17 protein-coding genes are annotated in these 19,602 nt (G+C 74.3%); 8 read left to right on the top strand and 9 right to left on the bottom strand.

Features of this window, described 5'->3' with window-relative positions; genetic code table 11:
- Positions 1-127: 127 nt before the first annotated feature.
- Positions 128-1,225, top strand: coding sequence for an LLM class flavin-dependent oxidoreductase (locus ACWCSU_RS30130; protein ID WP_449939503.1), 1,098 nt, complete (start codon positions 128-130; stop codon positions 1,223-1,225).
- On the opposite strand, the gene ACWCSU_RS30125 is transcribed toward ACWCSU_RS30130, so the two are convergent.
- Positions 1,222-1,809, bottom strand: a complete 588-nt coding sequence (locus ACWCSU_RS30125) for a TetR/AcrR family transcriptional regulator (RefSeq protein ID WP_357696986.1) — start codon at positions 1,807-1,809, stop codon at positions 1,222-1,224. The genes ACWCSU_RS30130 and ACWCSU_RS30125 overlap by 4 nt on opposite strands.
- Before the next feature lie 110 nt (positions 1,810-1,919).
- Between ACWCSU_RS30125 and ACWCSU_RS30120 the strand changes: the two genes are divergently transcribed.
- A complete protein-coding gene (locus ACWCSU_RS30120; protein ID WP_449939499.1) occupies positions 1,920-4,151 on the top strand; it encodes an arylsulfatase in 2,232 nt (743 codons plus the stop codon).
- A gap of 118 nt (positions 4,152-4,269) precedes the next feature.
- Positions 4,270-5,457 carry an MFS transporter gene (locus ACWCSU_RS30115; RefSeq protein ID WP_449939496.1) on the top strand — a complete coding sequence of 396 codons (1,188 nt, stop codon included), beginning with the start codon at positions 4,270-4,272 and terminating at the stop codon, positions 5,455-5,457.
- Positions 5,458-5,476: 19 nt separating this feature from the next.
- On the opposite strand, the gene ACWCSU_RS30110 is transcribed toward ACWCSU_RS30115, so the two are convergent.
- From ACWCSU_RS30110 to ACWCSU_RS30100, 3 genes are read right to left on the bottom strand one after another with little or no spacing between them, the layout of a single operon-like run.
- Positions 5,477-5,809 (bottom strand): metalloregulator ArsR/SmtB family transcription factor, encoded by a 333-nt coding sequence (locus ACWCSU_RS30110; protein WP_364087700.1) that lies wholly within the window; start codon positions 5,807-5,809, stop codon positions 5,477-5,479.
- A complete protein-coding gene (locus tag ACWCSU_RS30105) occupies positions 5,796-6,227 on the bottom strand; it encodes an SRPBCC domain-containing protein (RefSeq protein WP_357696994.1) in 432 nt (143 codons plus the stop codon). The genes ACWCSU_RS30110 and ACWCSU_RS30105 overlap by 14 nt, the downstream gene beginning before the upstream one ends.
- Before the next feature lie 58 nt (positions 6,228-6,285).
- Positions 6,286-7,662 carry an MFS transporter gene (locus ACWCSU_RS30100; RefSeq protein WP_449939490.1) on the bottom strand — a complete coding sequence of 459 codons (1,377 nt, stop codon included), beginning with the start codon at positions 7,660-7,662 and terminating at the stop codon, positions 6,286-6,288.
- A gap of 124 nt (positions 7,663-7,786) precedes the next feature.
- Between ACWCSU_RS30100 and ACWCSU_RS30095 the strand changes: the two genes are divergently transcribed.
- The 5 genes from ACWCSU_RS30095 (at position 7,787) to ACWCSU_RS30075 (ending at position 14,845) form a co-directional block, all read left to right on the top strand.
- A complete protein-coding gene (locus ACWCSU_RS30095; RefSeq protein WP_449939487.1) occupies positions 7,787-8,551 on the top strand; it encodes an IclR family transcriptional regulator in 765 nt (254 codons plus the stop codon).
- 25 nt (positions 8,552-8,576) lie between these two features.
- Positions 8,577-9,425: a fumarylacetoacetate hydrolase family protein gene (locus ACWCSU_RS30090; RefSeq protein WP_449939484.1), complete on the top strand. Its 849-nt coding sequence runs from the start codon at positions 8,577-8,579 to the stop codon at positions 9,423-9,425.
- Entirely contained in the window at positions 9,425-10,438 is a 1,014-nt protein-coding gene (locus tag ACWCSU_RS30085; RefSeq protein ID WP_449939481.1) for a zinc-dependent alcohol dehydrogenase, read from the top strand. Before ACWCSU_RS30090 ends, ACWCSU_RS30085 begins: the two co-directional genes overlap by 1 nt.
- A gap of 20 nt (positions 10,439-10,458) precedes the next feature.
- On the top strand, positions 10,459-13,248 hold the full coding sequence (locus ACWCSU_RS30080; protein ID WP_449939478.1) for an FAD-binding and (Fe-S)-binding domain-containing protein: 2,790 nt from the start codon (positions 10,459-10,461) through the stop codon (positions 13,246-13,248).
- 70 nt (positions 13,249-13,318) lie between these two features.
- Positions 13,319-14,845 (top strand): serine/threonine-protein kinase, encoded by a 1,527-nt coding sequence (locus ACWCSU_RS30075; RefSeq protein ID WP_357697006.1) that lies wholly within the window; start codon positions 13,319-13,321, stop codon positions 14,843-14,845.
- Between the two features lie 165 nt (positions 14,846-15,010).
- Here the strand turns inward: ACWCSU_RS30075 and ACWCSU_RS30070 are convergent, their stop codons facing one another.
- The 5 genes from ACWCSU_RS30070 to ACWCSU_RS30050 all read right to left on the bottom strand — a co-directional run bounded on the left by ACWCSU_RS30070 (position 15,011) and on the right by ACWCSU_RS30050 (position 19,470).
- On the bottom strand, positions 15,011-16,186 hold the full coding sequence (locus ACWCSU_RS30070) for a sensor histidine kinase (protein WP_449939475.1): 1,176 nt from the start codon (positions 16,184-16,186) through the stop codon (positions 15,011-15,013).
- On the bottom strand, positions 16,183-16,842 hold the full coding sequence (locus tag ACWCSU_RS30065) for a LuxR C-terminal-related transcriptional regulator (RefSeq protein WP_449939472.1): 660 nt from the start codon (positions 16,840-16,842) through the stop codon (positions 16,183-16,185). The genes ACWCSU_RS30070 and ACWCSU_RS30065 overlap by 4 nt, the downstream gene beginning before the upstream one ends.
- A gap of 107 nt (positions 16,843-16,949) precedes the next feature.
- Positions 16,950-17,921, bottom strand: a complete 972-nt coding sequence (gene pip / locus ACWCSU_RS30060) for a prolyl aminopeptidase (protein WP_357697234.1) — start codon at positions 17,919-17,921, stop codon at positions 16,950-16,952.
- Between the two features lie 50 nt (positions 17,922-17,971).
- Positions 17,972-18,958: an FAD binding domain-containing protein gene (locus ACWCSU_RS30055; RefSeq protein ID WP_449939470.1), complete on the bottom strand. Its 987-nt coding sequence runs from the start codon at positions 18,956-18,958 to the stop codon at positions 17,972-17,974.
- Positions 18,955-19,470, bottom strand: coding sequence for a (2Fe-2S)-binding protein (locus ACWCSU_RS30050; protein ID WP_364087676.1), 516 nt, complete (start codon positions 19,468-19,470; stop codon positions 18,955-18,957). Before ACWCSU_RS30050 ends, ACWCSU_RS30055 begins: the two co-directional genes overlap by 4 nt.
- Positions 19,471-19,602 lie beyond the last annotated feature (132 nt).

Genomic DNA, 19,602 nt, shown 5'->3' with positions numbered 1-19,602 from the left:
ACCGGAACGCCCGGGGCGGTTGCCCCGGGCGTTCCGCGTGCCCGGAGGCTTGCGCGGTGGCTGGGGGTATTTCATACTAAACGAGTCGTTTTTACAGGATAATACCCGGTGTCCCCGAGGAGCCCTGATGCGCTTTCACTGGTTCCTGCCCACGACCGGCGACGGCCACGACGTGCGCTCGGCCATCACCACCACAGACGCCTTCCGCCCGGCCGCCCGCCCCGCCACGCTCGGCTACCTGACACAGGTCGCCAGGGCCGCCGAGCAGGCCGGGTTCGAGGGCGCGCTCACCCCGGTCGGCGCGGGCTGCCCCGACCCGTGGATCGTGTGCGCGGCCCTGGCCCAGCACACCGACCGGCTCAGGACGCTGGTCGCCTTCCGCACCGGCTACGCGCTGCCCACCCTGCTCGCCCAGCAGGCCCAGTCCTTCCAGGAGATCTCCGGAGGAAGGCTGCTGCTCAACGTCGTCACCGGCGGCGACCCCGTCGAGCAGCGCGCCTACGGCGACTTCCTCGACCACGACGCCCGCTACGCCAGGACCGCCGAGTTCCTGCACGTGCTCCGCCGCGCCTGGGACGGCGTGCCGTTCGACCACCACGGCGAGCACTACCGCGTGGAGGGCGGTGGGCTGGCCGCGCCGCTCGACCTGCGCCCGCCGATCTACTTCGGCGGCGCCTCCCCGGCGGCCGAGCGGGTCGCCGCCCGCCACGCCGACGTGGTGCTCATGTGGGGCGAGCCGCCGGCGGCCGTCGCCGAGCGCGTCGCCCGGCTGCGCGCCCTGGCCGAGCCGCTGGGCCGCGAGCTCCGGTACGGCCTGCGCGTGCACGTCATCGCCCGCGACACCTCGGCCGCCGCCTGGGCCGAGGCCGACCGGCTGCTGGCGGGCATGGACCCCGTCCGCGTGGCCGCCGCCCAGCGCCGCTTCGCCCGCTACGACTCCGTCGGCCAGCGGCGCATGGTGGACCTGCACGCCGGCGGCACCCGCGACCTGGAGATCCATCCGGGGCTGTGGGCCGGGGTCGGGCTGGTGCGCGAGGGCGCAGGCACCGCCCTGGTCGGCTCGTACGACGAGGTCGCCGCGCTGCTGCGCGAGTACGCCGCCACGGGGGTGGCGGAGTTCGTCCTGTCGGGCTGGCCGCACCTGGAGGAGGCCTACCGGGTCGGCGAGTACGTGCTGCCCCGCCTGGCCCGCACGCCGTCGGTGGCCCTCGCACCCGGACGCTAGGCGGTGAGCAGGGCGTGGGCGGTGACGCGCAGGTCGGCCACGGCCGCCGCCGCCCGCGCGGCGTCGAAGGCCGGGTCGCCCAATCGCTGCTCCAGGTCGGCCAGCACCACGACGACGTGCAGGTTGAGCACCCGCAGGCGCTCCTGCGTCAGGCCGGGCAGCCGCCGCCGCAGCAGGCCCGCCAGCTCGCCGACGCCGGGGTGGTGGTCGCTGGAGTAGGGCCAGGACCGGTAGGCGCCGGACAGCACGTACCGGCTGGTGAAGCGCAGGTACCAGCTCGCGCCCCGGTGGGTGAGCACGTGCTCGGCCAGCGGGGCGAGGTAGGCCTCGACCAGGGCGGGAAGGTCCTGCTCCAGGCCGTGGGCGCGCAGGTCGTCGATCAGCTCGCGGCGGCGGTGGTTGAGGGGGGTCATGCGGTGGGCGTACAGGGCGTCGATCAGGCCGGCCTTGCCGTCGAAGTGGTACTGGACCGCCGAATGGTTGCCCTGCCCGGCCGCGAGGGCGATCTCCCGGAGCGAGACGTCGAGACCGCGCTCGGCGTAGAGCCGTTCGGCCGCCAGGAGGATCTTCTCTTTGGCCTGCATTCCCACCTTTTCCGGATCGCCGAGGTATCGTCGCGGATTAAGACACCCTGTCTTACTCTGCTGCCGTCTGCTGTCCAAGACCGTACGCCTCTCCTCGCAGGAGCCTCTCCGTGACCGCAGAACCGACCTCTCGTGCCTCCAACGGTGTCCCGAACGTGCTCGCCGTCGTCCTGGACGACACCGGCTTCGCCCAGCTCGGCTGCTTCGGCTCCGACATCGCCACTCCGCACATCGACCGGCTCGCGGCGGGCGGCCTGCGCTACAACCGGTTCCACGTCACGGCCCTGTGCTCGCCGTCGCGCGCCTGCTTCCTCACCGGGCGCAACCACCACGCGGTCGGCATGGGCTTCCTCGCCGACCTCCCGCTCGACCACCCCGGCTACACCGCCCGCATCCCGCGCTCGGCCGCGACCCTGCCGCGGATCCTGCGCGACCACGGCTACTCCACCCTGGCCGTCGGCAAGTGGCACCTCACGCCGCGCTACGAGCGCTCGGCCGCGGGCCCGTTCGGCCACTGGCCGCTCGGCCTGGGCTTCGAGCGCCACTACGGCTTCCTGCAGGGCGACACCAACCACTACGCGCCCAACCTCGTCCGGGACAACCACCACGTGGACCCGCCCGCCACCCCCGAGGAGGGCTACCACCTCACCGAAGACCTCGTCGACCAGGCCGTCCGTTACCTCGACGACCAGCGCCACGCCGCCCCCGGCAAGCCCTTCCTCCTCTATCTCGGCCTCGGCGCCACGCACTCGCCGCACCACGTCGGGCCCGAGTGGAGCGAGCCCTACCGCGGCCGCTTCGACCGGGGATGGGACGCCTGGCGGGAGGAGATCTTCCGGCGCCAGGTGGAGACCGGCGTCGTCCCGCCCGGCACCGTGCTCACCCCGCGCCCGGACTGGGTGCCCGCCTGGGACGACCTCACCGCCGACCGGCGCCGCCTGTACGCCCGCCAGCAGGAGGTCTTCGCGGGCTTCCTGACCCACGCCGACGCCCAGCTCGGCCGCCTGCTCGCCCACCTGGAGGAGACCGGGCGGCTCGACGACACCATCGTCGTGCTCTTCTCCGACAACGGCGCCAGCGCCGAGGGCGGCGTGGACGGCAGCGTCAACGAGCACCGTTTCTCCGCCGGCATCCGCGAGTCCCTGGAGGACAACCTCGCCCACCATGACGACTGGGGCGGCCCGCGCACCTACAACCACTACGCGTGGGGCTGGGCGTGGGCCGGGAACACGCCGTTCCGGCTGTGGAAGCGCTATACCTGGCTCGGCGGCACCCGTACGCCGCTCATCGTGCACTGGCCGGCCGGGATCACCGGCGGAGGCGCGGTGCGCGACCAGATCGTGCACGTCAACGACCTGTTCCCGACGCTTTTGGACGCCGTCGGCATCGAGCCGCCGGCCGTCGTGGACGGGATCGAGCAGCAGCCGGTCGACGGGGCCAGCTTCCTGGCCACGTTCGGCGACGCCGCCGCGCCCGCGCCGCGCGAGACCCAGTACTTCGAGATGCTGGGCTCACGTTCCCTCATCCACGGACGCTGGAAGGTCACCACCGACCACGTGTCCACGGGCGTCCTGGACGAGGAGGAGCTCCTGACCGGCAGCCGCGACCTCGACGGCGACCACTGGGCGCTGTTCGACCTGGCGGCCGACTTCTCCGAGGCCGCCGACGTGTCCGCCGACCATCCGGAGGTGGTCGCCGGGCTGCGGCGGCTGTGGGAGCGGGAGGCCGGGCGCAACAACGTCCTGCCGCTGTTCGACAACCTCGTGGCGCGCTTCGGCGCCCTCATCGGCCCGGCCTGGCCGCCCGGCGACGACCGCACGTTCCGGCCGGGGGCCTCGCCCGTGTGCGACGAGTCGCTGCCGCTGCTGTTCGGCGGCTTCCGCTGGACGGCCGAGATCGAGGCGGCGGCGGAGCCCGATGGGGTGCTGTTCGCGCTGGGCGACTGGAACGGCGGCTTCGCCCTGTACGTCACGGAAGGCCGCCTGGCCTTCACCTTCTCGCGGGCCGGGGAACTGCTGGAGCTCACCGCCGACCGTCCACTCCCCGCCGGCCGCCGGTCCGTGGGCGTCGTCCACACGACGGGCCCCGGAGGATCGGCGTTCCACCTGACGCAGGAGGACGTCGTGGTGGGCGCCCTGGCGTTCGACGGCCTGCTGCCGGTCGCGCTCCAGCACGGCGGGGCCGGGTTGCGGCTCGGCCACGACCTCGGCCTGCCCGTCTCCGACCGCTACCGCGTCCCGGCCCGGTGGAACGGGCGGCTGCTGTCGGTCCGGCTCCGGACGCCGGGCGCCACCGCGCCCGACCTGCTCGCCGGACTCCGGACCGCGCTCCACGCCGACTGACAGCGCCTCCCGGGGAGCGGGAGGCGGGTGATGGTGTGGTCCGAAATCGGCCGGTGTCAAGGACGTCGTGGCTGGTTGGCTGGTTCGCCGTAGATCATTCCTTGTCCGGAACGGAACCATGGCAACCACCACCACCCTCGCCCCGCCGCGCCCGCCGCTGATCTCCTGGCTCGCGGTCACCTCGATCACCCTGGGCATCTTCGCCATCGTCACCAGCGAGATCCTGCCCATCGGCCTGCTGACCACCATCGGCGCCGACTTCCGCGTCACCGACGGCACCGCCGGGCTCACCATGACGCTGCCCGGGTTCGTCGCCGCCGTCGCGGCCCCCGTCCTGACCGTGGCCACCGGCCGCCTGGACCGCCGCGTGATGCTCTGCGTCATGATGGCCGTGCTGGCCGCCGCCGACGTCCTGGCGGCCGTGGCCGGGGCCTACTGGGTCGTGCTGGTCTCGCGGGTGCTCGTCGGCCTCACCATCGGCGGCTTCTGGTCGATCGCGGCGGGGCTGGCCTCCCGGCTGGTGCCGCCGTCCGCCGTGGGCGCCGCCACGGCCCTGATCTTCTCGGCCGTGCCGCTGGGCTCGGTGCTCGGGGTGCCGGCCGGAACCCTCATCGGCCACCTGGCGGGCTGGCGGACGGCGTTCCTGGTGCTGGCCGGGCTGGCCGTGCTCGTGCTGCTCGCGCTGCTGACCCTGCTGCCGCCGCTGCCCGCCCGTCAGGCCACCGGCTCGCGCGTGCTGCTGGACCTGCTGCGCCTGCACGGCACCAGAATCGCGCTGCTGGCCACGTTCCTCGTCGTGCTGGCGCACTTCGGCACCTACACCTACGTCACCCCGTTCCTGGAGCACGTCACCCGGCTGTCCCCGGCCGCCGTCAGCGCCGTCCTGCTGGCGTACGGCGTGGCGGGGATCGCGGGCAACTTCCTGGCGGGCCGGGCCGTGGCCACCGCGCCGCGCGCGGCGTTCGTCGTCTGCGGCGGCCTGATCGCGGCCGCCACCGCGCTGCTGCCCCTGGCCGGCACGTCCCAGGCCGGGGCCGTCGTGCTGCTGGTGCTGTGGGGGCTGGCCTACGGGGGAGTGCCGGTCTGCTCCCAGGCGTGGTTCCTGCGGGCCGCGCCCGGCACGCCGGAGGCGGCGACCGTCATCTTCACCTCTTCGTTCCAGGCGACCTTCGCCCTGGGCGCCCTCCTGGGCGGCGTGATCGTCGACGCCTGCTCGGTGTCGGCCGTGATGGTCGCCGGCGGGCTGGTCGCGCTGCTGATGGCCGGGTCCTTCTCCTGGCTCGCCCGTCCCCGCCCTGCCGCGTGAGCGGGGCGGGGACGGGCGGTCAGCCGTCGAGGTGGTTCCTCAGCGCGTCGAGGCGGCCGTCCCAGTCGCTCGCCAGCGCCGCCAGGAACTGCTGGGCCACCCGCATCGGGGCCGAGCGCAGCCGGTAGCGGACGCGGCGGCGCTCGCCCGGCTCGGCCGTCACCAGCCCGGCCTCGGCCAGCAGCGTCAGGTGCTTGGCGATCGCCTGCCGGGTGATCGGCAGGCGGGCGGCCAGGTCGGTCGCCGTGGCCGGGCCCCGGGAGGCCAGCTCGGCCAGGATGGCGCGCCGGCTCGGGTCGGCCAGGGCGACGAAGACCTGCTCGGCCACCGCCTCGATGTCAGGCGGCGTCAAGGTGCTCGACCAGCTCGCCCAGCTCGCTCGCCCACCCCTCGGTGTGGGCGTCGTACGCCTTGCGGTGGTGGTCGTCGGGGAGCTGGGCGAAGCCGGTCTCGACGACGGTCAGCCGCGTGCCCGTGCCGGCCGGTTCGAGGGTGAACTCGACGTACGTGCGGCGCAGGTCGTCCTCCGGCATGCCGAAGACCGGCCAGGTGAAGCCGAACACCGACGGCTCCTCCACGCGCTCCACGCGCATGTCGACCGTGTGCCCGTGGCTCCAGCTCATCCGCGCCGGCCCGCCGGGACGCAGCTCGATCGCCGCCTCCTGGCCGAACCAGGCGGCCAGCCCCTCGGGGGTGGTGAGCGCGGCCCACACCTTGCCGGGCGGGTGCGCCAGCTCGACGGTCCGCTCGACTCGATCGGGGAATCCCATGACGACCTCCATATGCAGCAGGAAAAGGTTGCCACATCTTGTGGCGACCGGTGGACGGTCACTGCTCCGGCCGTGGGTGCCGGCGCAGGCCGTAGGAGATGAGGGCGACGGCGGCGAGCGTCATCGCGACGTCCACCAGCAGGGCCAGGCGGATGCCGGCCAGCTCCCCGCCGCGCGTGGCGGCGACGGCGCCGAGGAGCGGGACGCCGACGGTGATGGCCACCTGCTGCGTCATGGACGTCAGCCCGGTCGCCAGCCCCTGCTCCTCGTCCGGCAGGCCCGAGGTCCCGGTGACGGTGTAGGCGACGATCGCGGTGACATGCCCGAAGAAGCCGACGAACAACGCGGGGACCAGCACCGCGAGCGCCGTCCAGCCGGTCCCGAGCAGGACGGTGGGCAGGGTCGCCAGGGCCTGGACCGTCATGCCCACGACCAGCACCAGACGGCTGCCGTAGCGCCCGACGAACCGCCCCGCGATCACGCCGGCGACCACCGACGCCAGCCCGGGTATCCCGAACACCAGGCCCGTGGCCAGCGGTGACAGCCCCAGGACGCGTTGCAGGTACAGCGTCACCAGGAAGATCATGGCGGGCTCCATCATGAAGATCACGAAGCCGGCGAAGTTGCCCCACTTCACCGTGGGCCGCCGCAGGATGCGCACCGGCGCGAGCGGCGCCGGCGCGCGCAGCTCGATCCGCCAGAACGCGCCCAGCAGCACCACGCCGACGACGGCCGCCACCAGGTCGGTCTCGACGGCCGCGTAGATCACGGCCAGCAGGCCGCCGGTCACGGTGACCGCGCCGGGCAGGTCCAGCCGCACCCGCTCCGGCAGCACGCTCTCGCGGATCAGGAACGGCGTCAGCACCACGATCGCCACCGCGACCGGCACGTTGAACAGGAACGCCGCCCGCCAGCTCAGCAGGCTGACCAGGGCGCCGCCGAGCAGCGCGCCGACGGTGAACCCGCCCGACAGCAGGGCGCCGTTCAGCCCGAGGACGCGGGCGCGCAGCGGGCCCTCCTTGAAGGTGGTGGTGAGCAGCGACAGCGCGGCGGGGATCGTCATCGCCGTGGCCAGGCCCTGCAGCACGCGGGCGGTCAGCAGCGTCCCGGGCCCGTCGGCGAGGCCGCCGAGGAGGGAGGCCCCGGCCAGGACGACCATGCCGGCCAGGAACAGCTTGCGGCGGCCGAACAGGTCCGCCGTCCGGCCGAACACGAGGGTGAACCCGGCCGCCGGCAGCGCGTACGCCGAGGTGATCCAGGGCCACTGGGCCGGGCTCAGCCCGACACCCGCGCCGGCCTGGGGAAGGGCGACGTTCAGGATCGAGAAGTCGACCGCCAGCATGAAACCGGCGCCGAGCAGGACGAACGCGATCAATCGTTGTCTGCCGTCGAGGCGCGGCGGGGCGGCCTCAACGGTCGCGACAGGAACACTCATGGCGGCCTCTCATTAATAGCAACCGAACGGTTGCCACATTATGGCAACCGTTGAGTTGCGTCAATGGAGGGCGGGGAGGGGGGCGAACTTCCGTTTTCCGGAACGGTGGTCTAACCTTCGGAACATGTCCGACAGCGACGCCAAGCTCGTGGGAGCCGACCGCGTGCTGGCCGTGCTGGCCGAGCTGGCCCGGCATCCTGACGGCATCGGGCTGGAGGAGATGGCCCGCGCGGTGTCCAGCCCGAAGCCGACCGCCCACCGCGCCCTGGCCGCGCTGCGCCGCGCCGGGTTCGCCGTCCGCAACGGCCACGGCCGTTACGTGCTCGGCGACGAGTTCCTGCGCATGGCCTTCGCCCACCACGAGGCCCGGCCCGACCACGTCCGCGTCACCCCGATCCTCCAGGCGCTGTGCGACCGCTACGGCGAGACCGTCCACTACGCGGTGCTGGAGGGCACGTCGGTGGTCTACCGGTCCAAGCTCGACCCGCCGTCCGGCGCGGTGCGGCTGACCTCGGTCGTCGGCGGGCGCAACCCGGCCCACTGCACCGGCGTCGGCAAGGTGCTGCTGGCCGAGACGCTGCGCGACGAGGCCGCCGTGCGCGCCTGGGTGGGGGGCCGGCGGCTGGAACGGCCCACCGAACGCTCGATCGGCACCGCCGAGGAGCTGCACGCCGAGCTGGTGCGCGTCCGCGAGCAGGGCTACGCGGCCGACGACCAGGAGAACGAGCCGGGTGTCAACTGCGTGGCGGTCCCGGCGTACCTGACCTCGCCCACCGTGCCGAGCGGCGCGATCAGCATCAGCGGCCTGGCCTACCGCACGCCCCTGCGGGCGCTCGTGGAGGACGTGCCGGCCATCCGCGCGCTCGCCGCCGGACAAGACCTTCCCTGACCCCCGCAGAACTGGAGAGATTCCCTTGTACCTCATGCGCATCGGCGCGCCCGGCGCCGAGAAGCCGGTCGTCCGCGTGGACGACGACCACTACGTCGACGTCTCCGACCTCACCCCCGACTTCGACGAGCGCTTCTTCGCCGCGGGCGGCCCCGCCCTGCTCGCCGGACGGGTCGCCGACGGCCCCCGGCAGGCGTTCGCCGGCGAGCGGATCGGCGCGCCGATCGCCCGCCCGCACCAGATCCTGTGCATCGGCCTCAACTACAGCGACCACGCCGCCGAGACCGGCCAGGCCGTCCCCGCCGAGCCGATCCTGTTCACCAAGTCGCCCAACACCCTGGTCGGCCCGGACGACGACGTGCGCATCCCGCGCGGCGCCACCAAGACCGACTGGGAGGTGGAGCTCGGCATCGTGATCGGCAGGCGCACCTCCTACCTCGGCTCACCGGCGGAGGCCGCGGCCGCGATCGCCGGCTACTGCGTGGTCAACGACGTCAGCGAGCGCGCCTTCCAGATGGAACGCGGCGGCCAGTGGAGCAAGGGCAAGTCGGCCGAGACGTTCAACCCGGCCGGCCCCTGGCTGGTCACCCCCGACGAGCTCGGCGACGTCCGCGACCTGGGCATGTGGCTGGACGTCAACGGCGTACGCCGCCAGACCGGCAACACCAAGACGATGATCTTCGACCCGTACGTCATCGTCCACCACCTGAGCCAGTTCATGGTGCTGGAGCCCGGCGACCTGATCAACACCGGCACCCCGCCCGGCGTCGGCATGGGCCACGACCCGCAGATCTGGCTGCGGCCCGGCGACATGATGGAGCTCGGCATCGACGGGCTCGGCAGCCAGCGCCAGCGGGTCGTGGAGCCCCGGTAGTGCGGGCGCTCGTCCTGACCGGGCCGGGCGCGGCCGAGGTCCAGGAGGTCGAGCCCCCGTCCGCCGGGCCCGGCCAGGTCGTCGTGGACGTCGAGCGCGCCGGTGTGTGCGGCACCGACATGGAGCTGTTCAACGGCGAGATGAGCTACCTGCGCACCGGCCGCTCCCGCTACCCGCTGCGCCCCGGCCACGAGTGGTGCGGGCGCGTCGCCGAGGTGGGCGAGGGCGTGGACCCGTCGTGGCTGGGGCGGCGGGTCGTCGGCGACACCATGCTCGGCTGCGGACGCTGCGACCGCTGCCGCCAGGGCCGCCACCACGTGTGCCCCGACCTGGCCGAGCTCGGCATCAGCCGGGGCGCCGCGGGGGCGCTGGCCGAGCGGCTGGCCGTCCCGGTCGCGGCGCTCCATCCGCTGCCCGATACGGTGGACGAGACCTTGGGCGCGCTGGTCGAGCCCGGTGGCAACGCCTTACGCGCCGTCCGCGCGGCGGGGCTGGAGGCGGGGGAGCGGTTGCTGGTTCTGGGCACGGGCACGATCGGCCTGCTGGCCGCGCTGTTCGCGCGCGCCGGCGGCGCCGACGTGCACCTCATGGGCCGCGCCGAGGCCGACCTGCGCCTGGCCGCGGGCCTCGGCTTCCGGCACGCCTGGACGCGGGCGACCCTGCCCGGCCTGCCCTGGCACGCCGTCCTCGACGCCACCAACGCCGCCGAACTGCCCGCGTTCGCCCTCGGCCTGGCCGAACCCGCCCGCCGCGTCGTCTACATCGGCCTGGCCGGCACGCCGTCCACGCTCGACACCCGCGACCTGGTGCTCAAGGACGTCACCGCGGTCGGCGTCCTGGGGGGCTCGGCGGGGCTGGCCGGGGCCATCGACGCCTACGCCGGCGGCTCGGTGGACGCCCGTCCGCTGGTGGCCGCCACGGTCGGGCTGGCGGACACGGCCGGCGTCCTGGCCGGACGGCGACCGTCCGGCGCCGGCCCGGGGCCCAAGATCCACATCGACCCCCGGCAATGAACTCGGAAGTGAGCACGAGCATGACCCATCGTGAACCGCGACGGCTGAACGCGCCGGACGCCGCCGTCCTGGCGGCGGTCGAGACGGCCGTCCCGGGGATCACCCGCGCCCGCGCGAGCGACCGGCTCGGCATGGCCCACGACGCCTCCCACTACCTGCTGACCCCGCAGGCCGTGCTGGTGGCCGAGAGCGCCGGCCAGGTCGCCGCGCTGCTGCGCACCGGCCTGCCGCTGACGTTCCGCTCCGGGGGCACCAGCCTGAGCGGCCAGGGCGTCAGCGAGCACCTGCTCGTGGACACCCGCCGGCACTTCCGCTCGATCGAGGTCCTCGACGGCGGCGCCCGGGTACGGGTCCAGCCCGGCGCGGTGCTGCGTCAGGTCAACGCCCGCCTGGCCCCGTACGGGCGCAAGCTGGGCCCCGACCCGGCCAGCGAGTCGGCCTGCACGATCGGCGGCGTCGTGGCCAACAACTCCAGCGGCATGACCTGCGGCACGCACGCCAACACCTACCGGACGCTGGAGTCGATGACGCTGGTGCTGCCGAGCGGCACCGTCGTCGACACCGGCGCCCCCGACGCCGACGAGCGGCTGCGCGCCCTGGAGCCCGACCTCGCGGCCGGCCTCGAACAGCTGCGCGACCGCGTGCGCGGCAACCCCGACTCGGTGCGCCGCGTCCAGGCCCAGTTCTCGCTGAAGAACACCATGGGCTACGGCCTCAACAGCTTCCTCGACCACGACGGCCCGGCGCAGATCCTCGCCCACCTGGTCATCGGCAGCGAGGGCACCCTCGGCTTCGTCGCCGAGGCCGTCTTCCGCACCGTCCCCGCCCATCGGCTGGCCGCCACCGGCCTGCTCGTCTTCCCGACACTGCGGGCGGCGATGGCCACGATGCCGGAGCTGGTGGCCGCCGGGCCCGCCGCCGTCGAGCTGCTGGACGCCGAGTCGCTGCGCGTCGCGCAGACCGACCCCAAGGCCGACGACGCGCTGCGCGCGCTGGCCGTCGCCGAGCACGCCGCGCTGCTGATCGAATGGCAGGAGACCGACGCCGAGCTGCTCACCGAGCGCGAACAGGACGCCGAGCGGCTCTTCGCCGGGCTGAGCCTGGCCGCCCCCGCCCGGCTGAGCAGGGAGGCCGGCGGCCGGGCCGCGCTGTGGCACATCCGCAAGGGCCTGTACGCCACCGTCGCCGGCGCCCGCCCCAGCGGCACGACCGCCCTGCTGGAGGACGTCGCCGTCCCCGTGCCCGCCCTGGCCGACCTGTGCGACGACCTGACCCGCCTGTTCGCCGAGCACCGCTACGAGCGCAGCGTCGTCTTCGGCCACGCCAAGGACGGCAACCTGCACTTCATGCTCAACGAGCGCTTCGCCACCGACCTCGACCGCTACGCCGAGTTCACCGAGGACATGGTCGAGGCCGTCCTGGCCAGGGGCGGCACGCTGAAGGCCGAGCACGGCACCGGCCGCGTCATGGCCCCGTTCGTGCGCCGCCAGTACGGCGACGAGCTGTACGAGGTGATGCGCGAGGTCAAACGCCTGTGCGACCCGGCCGGCACGCTCAACCCCGGCGTCGTCCTCACCGACGACCCCGAGGCCCACCTGCGCGACCTCAAGACCGTCGTGACCGTCGAGCCCGAGGTCGACCGCTGCGTCGAGTGCGGCTACTGCGAGCCGGTCTGCCCCAGCCGGGACCTGACCACCACCCCGCGCCAGCGCATCGTGCTGCGCCGGGAGCTGGCCGCGGCGCGGGCGGCCGGCGACGACGCCCTGGCCCGCGAGCTGGAGGACGCCTACGCCTACGACGCCGTGGACACCTGCGCCGTGGACGGCATGTGCGCCACCGCCTGCCCCGTCCTCATCAACACCGGCGACCTGACCAAACGCCTGCGCGCCGAGCGCCACGGCCGGTCCGCCCGCCGGGCCTGGACGAGCGCCGCCCGCCACTGGGACGGCGTCACCCGCGCCATGACCCTGGCCCTCGACACCGCCGCCGCCGTCCCGCCCGCGCTCCCGGAGGCCGCCTCCCGCGCCGCCCGTGCCCTGGCCGGCGCGGACGACGTCCCGAGCTGGAGCCGCGACCTGCCGCGCGGCGGGAGCAGGCGCCGCCCGTCCCCGGCCGGGGGCGCCGACGCCGTCTACCTGCCGTCCTGCCTGAACACCCTGTTCGCCCCCGCCGACGGCGGCCCCGGCGTGATGACCGCCTTCCAGCGCCTGGCCGCCCGCGCGGGGCTGACGCTGCACGTCCCCGAGAAGATCGCCAGCCTGTGCTGCGGCACCCCGTGGTCGTCCAAGGGCTTCGCCGGAGGCCAGGAGGCCATGGGCGAGCGCGTCGGCGACGTGCTCGCGCGGGCCACCGACGGTGGCCGCCTGCCCGTGGTCAGTGACGCCGCCTCCTGCACCGAGGGCTACGCCCATCTGGTGCCCGGCCTCCAGGTGGTCGACGCGGTCGCCTTCACCGCCGAGCACATCCTGCCCCGCCTGCCCGAGGCGCGCCGCCTGCCGTCGCTGGCGCTCCATCCGACCTGCTCCTCCACCCGCCTCGGCCTGGACGCCGCCGTCGCCCGCGTCGCCGAGGCGGTCGCCGAGCAGGTGGTGATCCCGGACGGCTGGCAGTGCTGCGCCTTCGCCGGCGACCGCGGCCTGCTGCACCCCGAGCTGACCGCCTCGGCCACCCGCGCCGAGGCCGCCTCCGTGGCCGAGGCGGGCTGCGCCGCCCACGCCTCGGTCAACCGCACCTGCGAGCTGGGCCTGACCCGCGCCACCGGCCAGACCTACCGGCATCTCCTGGAGCTCCTCGACGAAGCAACCGCCTGAGGGGGGCGCGCTTTACACCGATGGTCAATAAGATCGTCGCTGTTGCGAAGATCCGGCGATCGGGAGCACGATGAGCGACCCCGGCGGTTTCGGCCCCCTGGAGATGGACGAGCACGAGCGGATCGGTCCCTACCGGATCGTGGGCCGGATGGGCGCGGGCGGCATGGGCGTCGTCTACGCGGGGGTCGCGCCCGACGGGGCCCGGGTCGCGGTCAAGGTCATCCATCCGGGGCTGGCCGCCGACCCGCACTTCCACGACCGGTTCGTCCGCGAGGTGGAGGTGCTGTCGCGGGTGCGCGGGCGGTGCACGGTCGCGGTCCTGTCCGCCGACACCGCCGCCTCGCCGCCGTGGCTGGCCACCGAGTTCGTGCCCGGCCAGACGCTGACCGATCACGTACGCGACCACGGGCCGCTGCCGCCGGACGAGCTGGGCGCGTTCGGGGTGGACATCGCCGAGGCGCTCACCGACATCCACCGGGCCGGGATCGTCCACCGCGACCTCAAGCCCGGCAACGTGATCGTGGCCGCGTCCGGGGCGAAGGTGCTGGACTTCGGCATCGCGCGGGCCCTCGACGAGAGCGGGCTGACCGGCACCGGCGCGCTCATCGGCTCGCCCGGCTGGATCAGCCCCGAGCAGTACCGGGGCGACCAGGCCGACGCCGCCGCCGACGTCTTCGCCTGGGGCGCGCTGATGGTCTACGCCGCGACCGGGCGGCCGCCGTTCGGGATCGGGGCGCCGGACGTGCTCGCCTACCGGGTCATGAGCGTCGATCCCGACCTGTCCGAGGTGCCCGAGGGCGTGCGTGACCTGGTCCGTGGGGCGCTCGCCAAGGACCGGGCGGCGCGTCCGGGGTCCGGCGACCTGCTCGCCGCACTCCGCTCGGGGTCGGGCACCGTGCTTCTGCCGCGGCCGCCGTCCGGCACGCTCAGTCTGACGCCGCCGCCACCTCCGCCCGGCACGCTCTCCCTGACGCCGCCGCCCCCGTCCGGGAGGCGGGCGCCGCTGTGGCCGGTGGCGGTCGCCGCCGTGGCGGTCGTCGCGGTCGTGGGGGTCGGCGCGGCGTTCGCGCTGAACGCGGCCGGGACGCCGGAGGCGCTGCAGTCCCCGGACGACGGCCCCACCACCTCCTCCTACACCGACCCGCCCGCCACCTCCGCCGACCCCGACCCGACGGACACCCCCGAGGAGAGCGAGACCCCCGAGGAGACGCACACCCCGGAGGACACCCCGACCGAGACCGGCACCCCGGAGGAGACCCCCGAGAAGACGCCCGAGGACACGCCCACCACGCACAGGCCCCGCGCGCTGCCGTGCGCGTCCTCGGGCTCGATCCTGCGCGAGGCCGCCGCGCTGAACGGCGGCAGCCTCCCCCAGGACGCCGTGGTCGCCCGCAAACGCTGCGTCGGCTCCTGGGTCGCCGCGGAGCTCAGCTCGCCGAGCGTCGGCGGCATCGACCTCATCGCCCGGCGGAACGCCACACGGTTCCTCGACGCCGACATCGGCAGCAACTTCTGCTCCCAGCAGGACCGCCCGGCGTTGCTGGCGAACGCCCCCGCCTCGATCAAGAGCTTCCTGTGCCCCCAGGGCTTCGGCTGACCCCGCCCGCGTGCCGTCCCCGCCCGCCGCAGTTCGAGCCAGCCGTCGGAGGCCGGTCCGGAGCAGCTTCGGCCACCTCCAGGGAGAGTTCGGGTTCGTCGGCACGATCGGGGCCGGGCGGCGGGTCCGGATCTGTGGTGCGGCTCGTGGTGCGTTGACAGGACGTCATTCGCCGGACGGCAGCGGGATGCGCACCGACACCAGCGTCCCCTCGCCGGGCGCGGCCTCGACGTCGGCGCTGCCGCCCACCGCGCGGGCGCTCTCCCGGATGGACCGGGCGATGCCGAGGCCGGTCGTGGGCGCGTCCGGGTCGAAGCCGCTGCCGTGGTCGAGCACGCTCAGCGCCAGCGTCCCGGACCGGCACTCCGCCCGCACCACGGCGTGCCGCACGCCCGCGTGCTTGCGCACGTTCGTCAGCGCCTCGCGCAGGATGCCGCTCAGCACCTCGACGACCTCGGCGGGCATGCCCTCGCGTTCCGGCGCGGAACGCAGCCGTCCCGCGTTGAACTCCACCCGCAGCCCGCTGCCGACGGCCTGCCGCACCACCTCCTCCAGGGCGGCCACGACGTCCTCGGCCGGATCACCGTCGTCGCCGCGCAGGAAGGCGCGCAGCCACTGAGACTCCTCCGCCACCCGCGCCCTGACCGAGGCGTCGGCGATCCAGCCGTCGCGGGTCAGCGCCTCCATGGTCTGCAGGATCCGGTCGTGCAGCACGCGGGCCGTCCGGCCGCGCTCGCGCTCCTGCGACAGCTGCGCCGAGCGGCGCAGCTCCCCGGCCCTGGCCTCGTCCAGGTCGCGGGCGGTCCTGAACAGGATGCGCATGACGTACGCGGCCATCGTGGCGTTCGTCGTCAGCCCGGCGACGTGCGGCAGGCCGGCCCACCACGCCAGATCCGCCTGGACGTAACCGAGGACCAGCGCGCCGCCCAGCGCCGCCGTCCACGCCAGCACGACCGGGAACGTGCGGAAGGAGATCCCGGCCATGATGCCGACGAGCAGCACGTACGGCAGGACCGTGCCCGGCCAGCCGTCGGTCACCCGAGAGCCCGCGTAGTGACCGGCGGCCAGCACCGCCACGGTCACCAGGCCCAGGTCCGCGGCGAGCAGCGCGCGCGGCGCGAGCGCGGCGCGGACGGTCGTGACCACGCACACCAGCAGGCTGACGGCCCCCATCGCGCCCAGCAGGTACGGCAGCGGCCCAAGCGTCAGCCACCGCCCGTCGCCCAGGACCTCCAGCGACCCGCACAGCACCAGCGCGCCCACCCGGACGACCACCATGGTGATGGCCCGGCTGCGCTCGATGCCGGCGACCGCCGTCCCCGGCGGGCGCGGGGGGCTCACGGCCGGTCGCGTCGTTCGAGCCGGTTGAGCGCCGCGCGCGTGAGCTCGGCCTTGTTGCCGACCTGGAGCTTGGCCCTGATGCGCTCGACGTAGGTGTCGACCGTGGCCTTGCTGACACCCATCCGGCGGCCCACCTGGGCGTGGGTGAAGCCCTGGGCGATGTAGGACAGGGTCTCCTCCTCCCGGGCCGACAGCCGGGGCCTCGCCTCGGCCTCCTCGGCGCCGTCGTCCCCGGCGGGTGGGCGGGTGGTGTCGTCCAGCTCGCTCTGCAGGATGTCGGCCAGGCCCGCCGACAGGTAGAAGCCGCCCGCGGCCACCGTGCGCACGGCTGCGACGATGAGCTCGGAGGGGGCGTCCTTGGTGACGTAGCCGTTGGCTCCGCCGCGGATCGCCGCCAGCACGTCGGCGGGCCGTCCCGAGGCCGACACGATGAGGACCCGCGTGACGGCGGCCAGCTCCTTGACCGCGGCCAGGCACGGCCGGTCCTCGGCCAGGTAGAGGTCGAGGATCAGCACGTCGTACCCGGCGTCGAAGCCGCGCAGGTCCCCGACGGACGAGCCCCGCAGCACCACCTTCAGGTCCTCGTGCCGGTGAAGGAGGTACTCCAGCCCATGGCGGATCAGCTCGTGGTCGTCGATCACGGCGATCCGGATCACGTCTTGCTCCGCGGCAGGCTGCGAACGTGGTGACATGTCAACAACGGTGAGCAGAGGTGCACGGAACCAGCAAGTCCCGCAAAACCACTACAAATTCGTAGTGTAGATCACGAATCGTGTGGTGCACGGGCCTTCCGGCGGTAGCCGTCGGTGGCCCTGACGAGCTCGTGCAGGGTGCCCGGTTCGGCGCCGCCGTGGCCGGCGTCCTCGACGATCCGCAGCTCGGCCTCCGGCCAGGCGCGGTGCAGCTCCCAGGCGGCGTCGGGCGGCGTCTTCATGTCGTAGCGGCCGTTGACGATGACGCAGGGGACGTGCCGGATCGCCGCCACGTCGAGCAGCTCGCCCTCCTCCAGGAAGCAGCGCCGGGTGAAGTAGTGCGCCTCGATCCGGGCGAAGCCCAGCACCTCCCGGTCCTCCAGGGGCGGGGGAGGGACGGGCAGCAGCGTGTTGGCCGCCAGCTCCCACGCCGCCCACGCCCGCGCCGCCGGCAGGTGCACCTCCGGGTCCGGGTCGAACAGGCGGCGGTGGTAGGCGGCGAGCAGGTCGTCCCGCTCGGGCTCCGGGATCGCGTCGCGGAAGGCCGTCCACTCCGCGGGGAACAGCCGGGCCGCCCCCGAACCGGTGAACGCCCACTCCTCGTCGGCCGCGCTCGCCAGGTAGACGCCGCGCAGCACCAGTTCGGTCACCCGGCCGGGGTGCCGGCGCGCGTACGCCAGGGCCAGGGTCGTCCCCCACGAGCCGCCGAACACCTGCCAGCGGTCGATCCCGAGCCGCCGTCTGAGCAGCTCCATGTCCGCGACCAGGTGCCAGGTCGTGTTGGCCGCCAGCGACACGCCGGGGTCGCCCGCGTGCGGGCGGCTGCGTCCGCAGTTGCGCTGGTCGAACAGGACGATCCGGTAGGCGGCCGGGTCGAAGAAGCGGCGCTGCACCGGCAGCAGGCCGCCGCCGGGGCCGCCGTGGAGGACGACGACCGGCTTGCCGTCGGGGTTGCCGCAGGTCTCCCAGTAGATCTCGGCGCCGTCGCCGACGTCGAGCAGGCCGCTCTCGTAGGGCTCGACGGGCGGGTAGAACGTCATCAGCGTCATGGCTACCAGACCTACTCGCCCGGGACGCCCGGCGCGCGGCGGATCTACGGCGTGATGGCGGCGAGTTCGGTGAGGGTGCGGCGGACCAGGCGGGCGGCCAGGATCGGCTTGAAGCCGTTGTGCCGCAGCGGGCGGGCGTCGGCCAGGGCCAGGCTCGCGGCCCGCTCGAAGGAGGCCGCGTCCGCCGGCGCTCCTTCCAGCAGGTCCTCGGCCGCGCGGGCGCGCCACGGCTTGTGCGCCACCCCACCGAGCGCGACCCGGGCGAACACGATCCGGCCGTCCTCGACGTGCAGCAGCAGCGCCGTGCTCACCAGCGCGAACGCGAACCCGGCCCGGTCCCTGACCTTGGCGTACGTCCCGTGTCCCGGCGGCGCGGGCGGCAGGTCCACGCTGGTGACCAGTTCGCCGTCCCGCAGCACGGTCTCCACCTGCGGCGTCAGGCCGGGCAGGACGTGGAAGCCGGTGAACGGGACGCTCCGCTCCCCTTCGGGCCCCGTCAGGTTGACGGTCGCGTCGAGGACGGCCAGCGCCACGCACATGTCCGACGGGTGGACGGCCACGCAGCTCGGGCTCGCCCCCAGGACGGCGTGCGCGCGGTTGAAGCCCTCCAGCGCGTCGCAGCCCGCGCCGGGCGTGCGCTTGTTGCAGGCGGCGCCGGTGTCGTAGAAGTAGCGGCAGCGCGTACGTTGCAGCAGGTTGCCGCCGACGGTCGCCCGGTTGCGCAGCTGCGGCGAGGCGCCCGCCAGGATGGCGCGGGCGAGCACCGGATACCGCCGCCGCACCCGCGCGTCGGCGGCCACCTGGGTGTTGCCGGCCAGCGCGCCGAGCCGCAGGCCGCCGCCGGGTAGGTCCTCGACGGCCGACAGCGGCAGGCCCGAGATGTCCACGACCCGGGCCGGACGCTCGACCTCCTCCCGCAGGAGGTCGACCAGGTTCGTCCCGCCGGCCAGGTAGCGGGCCGGGCCGTCGTCCGAGGCCATCGCGACGGCCTCCGCCACGCTCGCCGCCCGCAGGTAGACGAACTCCCTCACGTCGCGGCCACCTCCCTGATGGCGGCGGCGATGTGGTGGTACGTCCCGCACCGGCACACGTTGCCCGCCATGCGCTCGCCGAGCTCGGCGTCGGTCAGCTCGCCCGGGGGAGCGGTCAGGTCGGGCGTCGCGGCGCTGGGCACGCCGTCCCGGAGCTCGGCCAGCAGGCCGACGGCCGAGCAGACCTGGCCGGGCGTGCAGTATCCGCACTGCAGGGCGTCGTGCCGGACGAACGCCTCCTGCACCCGCGCCCCCAGCTCGTCGTCGGCCAGGCCCTCGACGGTGACGATCTCCATCCCCACGCACTGGACGGCGAGCAGCAGGCACGCGTAGACCCGCAGGCCGTCGGCCAGGACGGTGCATGTGCCGCAGGCTCCCTGGTCGCAGCCCTTCTTCGTGCCGGTCAGGCGGAGGTGGTCGCGCAGGAAGTCGAGCAGTGACACGCGCGGGTCCGCCGGCGGCTCGTGCGGCTGCCCGTTGACGCGCAGCCGGAGCGGGGCACGGCCGTCCATCCCATCCCTCCGACCGTACGGACTGTGATGATCACCGTAACCCGGGCCGGGTGGGGCGGCGGGGGTCTCTGACCTGGTCGAGGGGCAAAACGGTACCGAACATTGCCGAATACAGATGGGGGGTATAGGTTT

The organism is Nonomuraea sp. NPDC001699, assembly GCF_053596455.1.
Note: the sequence above shows the minus strand (reverse complement) of the source record. Positions and strands in the feature narration are given on the sequence as shown.

What these genes read in the sequence shown, in the direction of transcription:
- ACWCSU_RS30130 (WP_449939503.1), top strand. Translation starts at nt 128, where the DNA reads ATGCGCTTTCACTGGTTCCTGCCCACGACCGGCGACGGCCACGACGTG.
- ACWCSU_RS30125 (WP_357696986.1), bottom strand. Translation starts at nt 1,809, where the DNA reads ATGCAGGCCAAAGAGAAGATCCTCCTGGCGGCCGAACGGCTCTACGCC.
- ACWCSU_RS30115 (WP_449939496.1), top strand. Translation starts at nt 4,270, where the DNA reads ATGGCAACCACCACCACCCTCGCCCCGCCGCGCCCGCCGCTGATCTCC.
- ACWCSU_RS30105 (WP_357696994.1), bottom strand. Translation starts at nt 6,227, where the DNA reads ATGGGATTCCCCGATCGAGTCGAGCGGACCGTCGAGCTGGCGCACCCG.
- ACWCSU_RS30100 (WP_449939490.1), bottom strand. Translation starts at nt 7,662, where the DNA reads ATGAGTGTTCCTGTCGCGACCGTTGAGGCCGCCCCGCCGCGCCTCGAC.
- ACWCSU_RS30095 (WP_449939487.1), top strand. Translation starts at nt 7,787, where the DNA reads ATGTCCGACAGCGACGCCAAGCTCGTGGGAGCCGACCGCGTGCTGGCC.
- ACWCSU_RS30080 (WP_449939478.1), top strand. Translation starts at nt 10,459, where the DNA reads ATGACCCATCGTGAACCGCGACGGCTGAACGCGCCGGACGCCGCCGTC.
- ACWCSU_RS30075 (WP_357697006.1), top strand. Translation starts at nt 13,319, where the DNA reads ATGAGCGACCCCGGCGGTTTCGGCCCCCTGGAGATGGACGAGCACGAG.
- ACWCSU_RS30050 (WP_364087676.1), bottom strand. Translation starts at nt 19,470, where the DNA reads ATGGACGGCCGTGCCCCGCTCCGGCTGCGCGTCAACGGGCAGCCGCAC.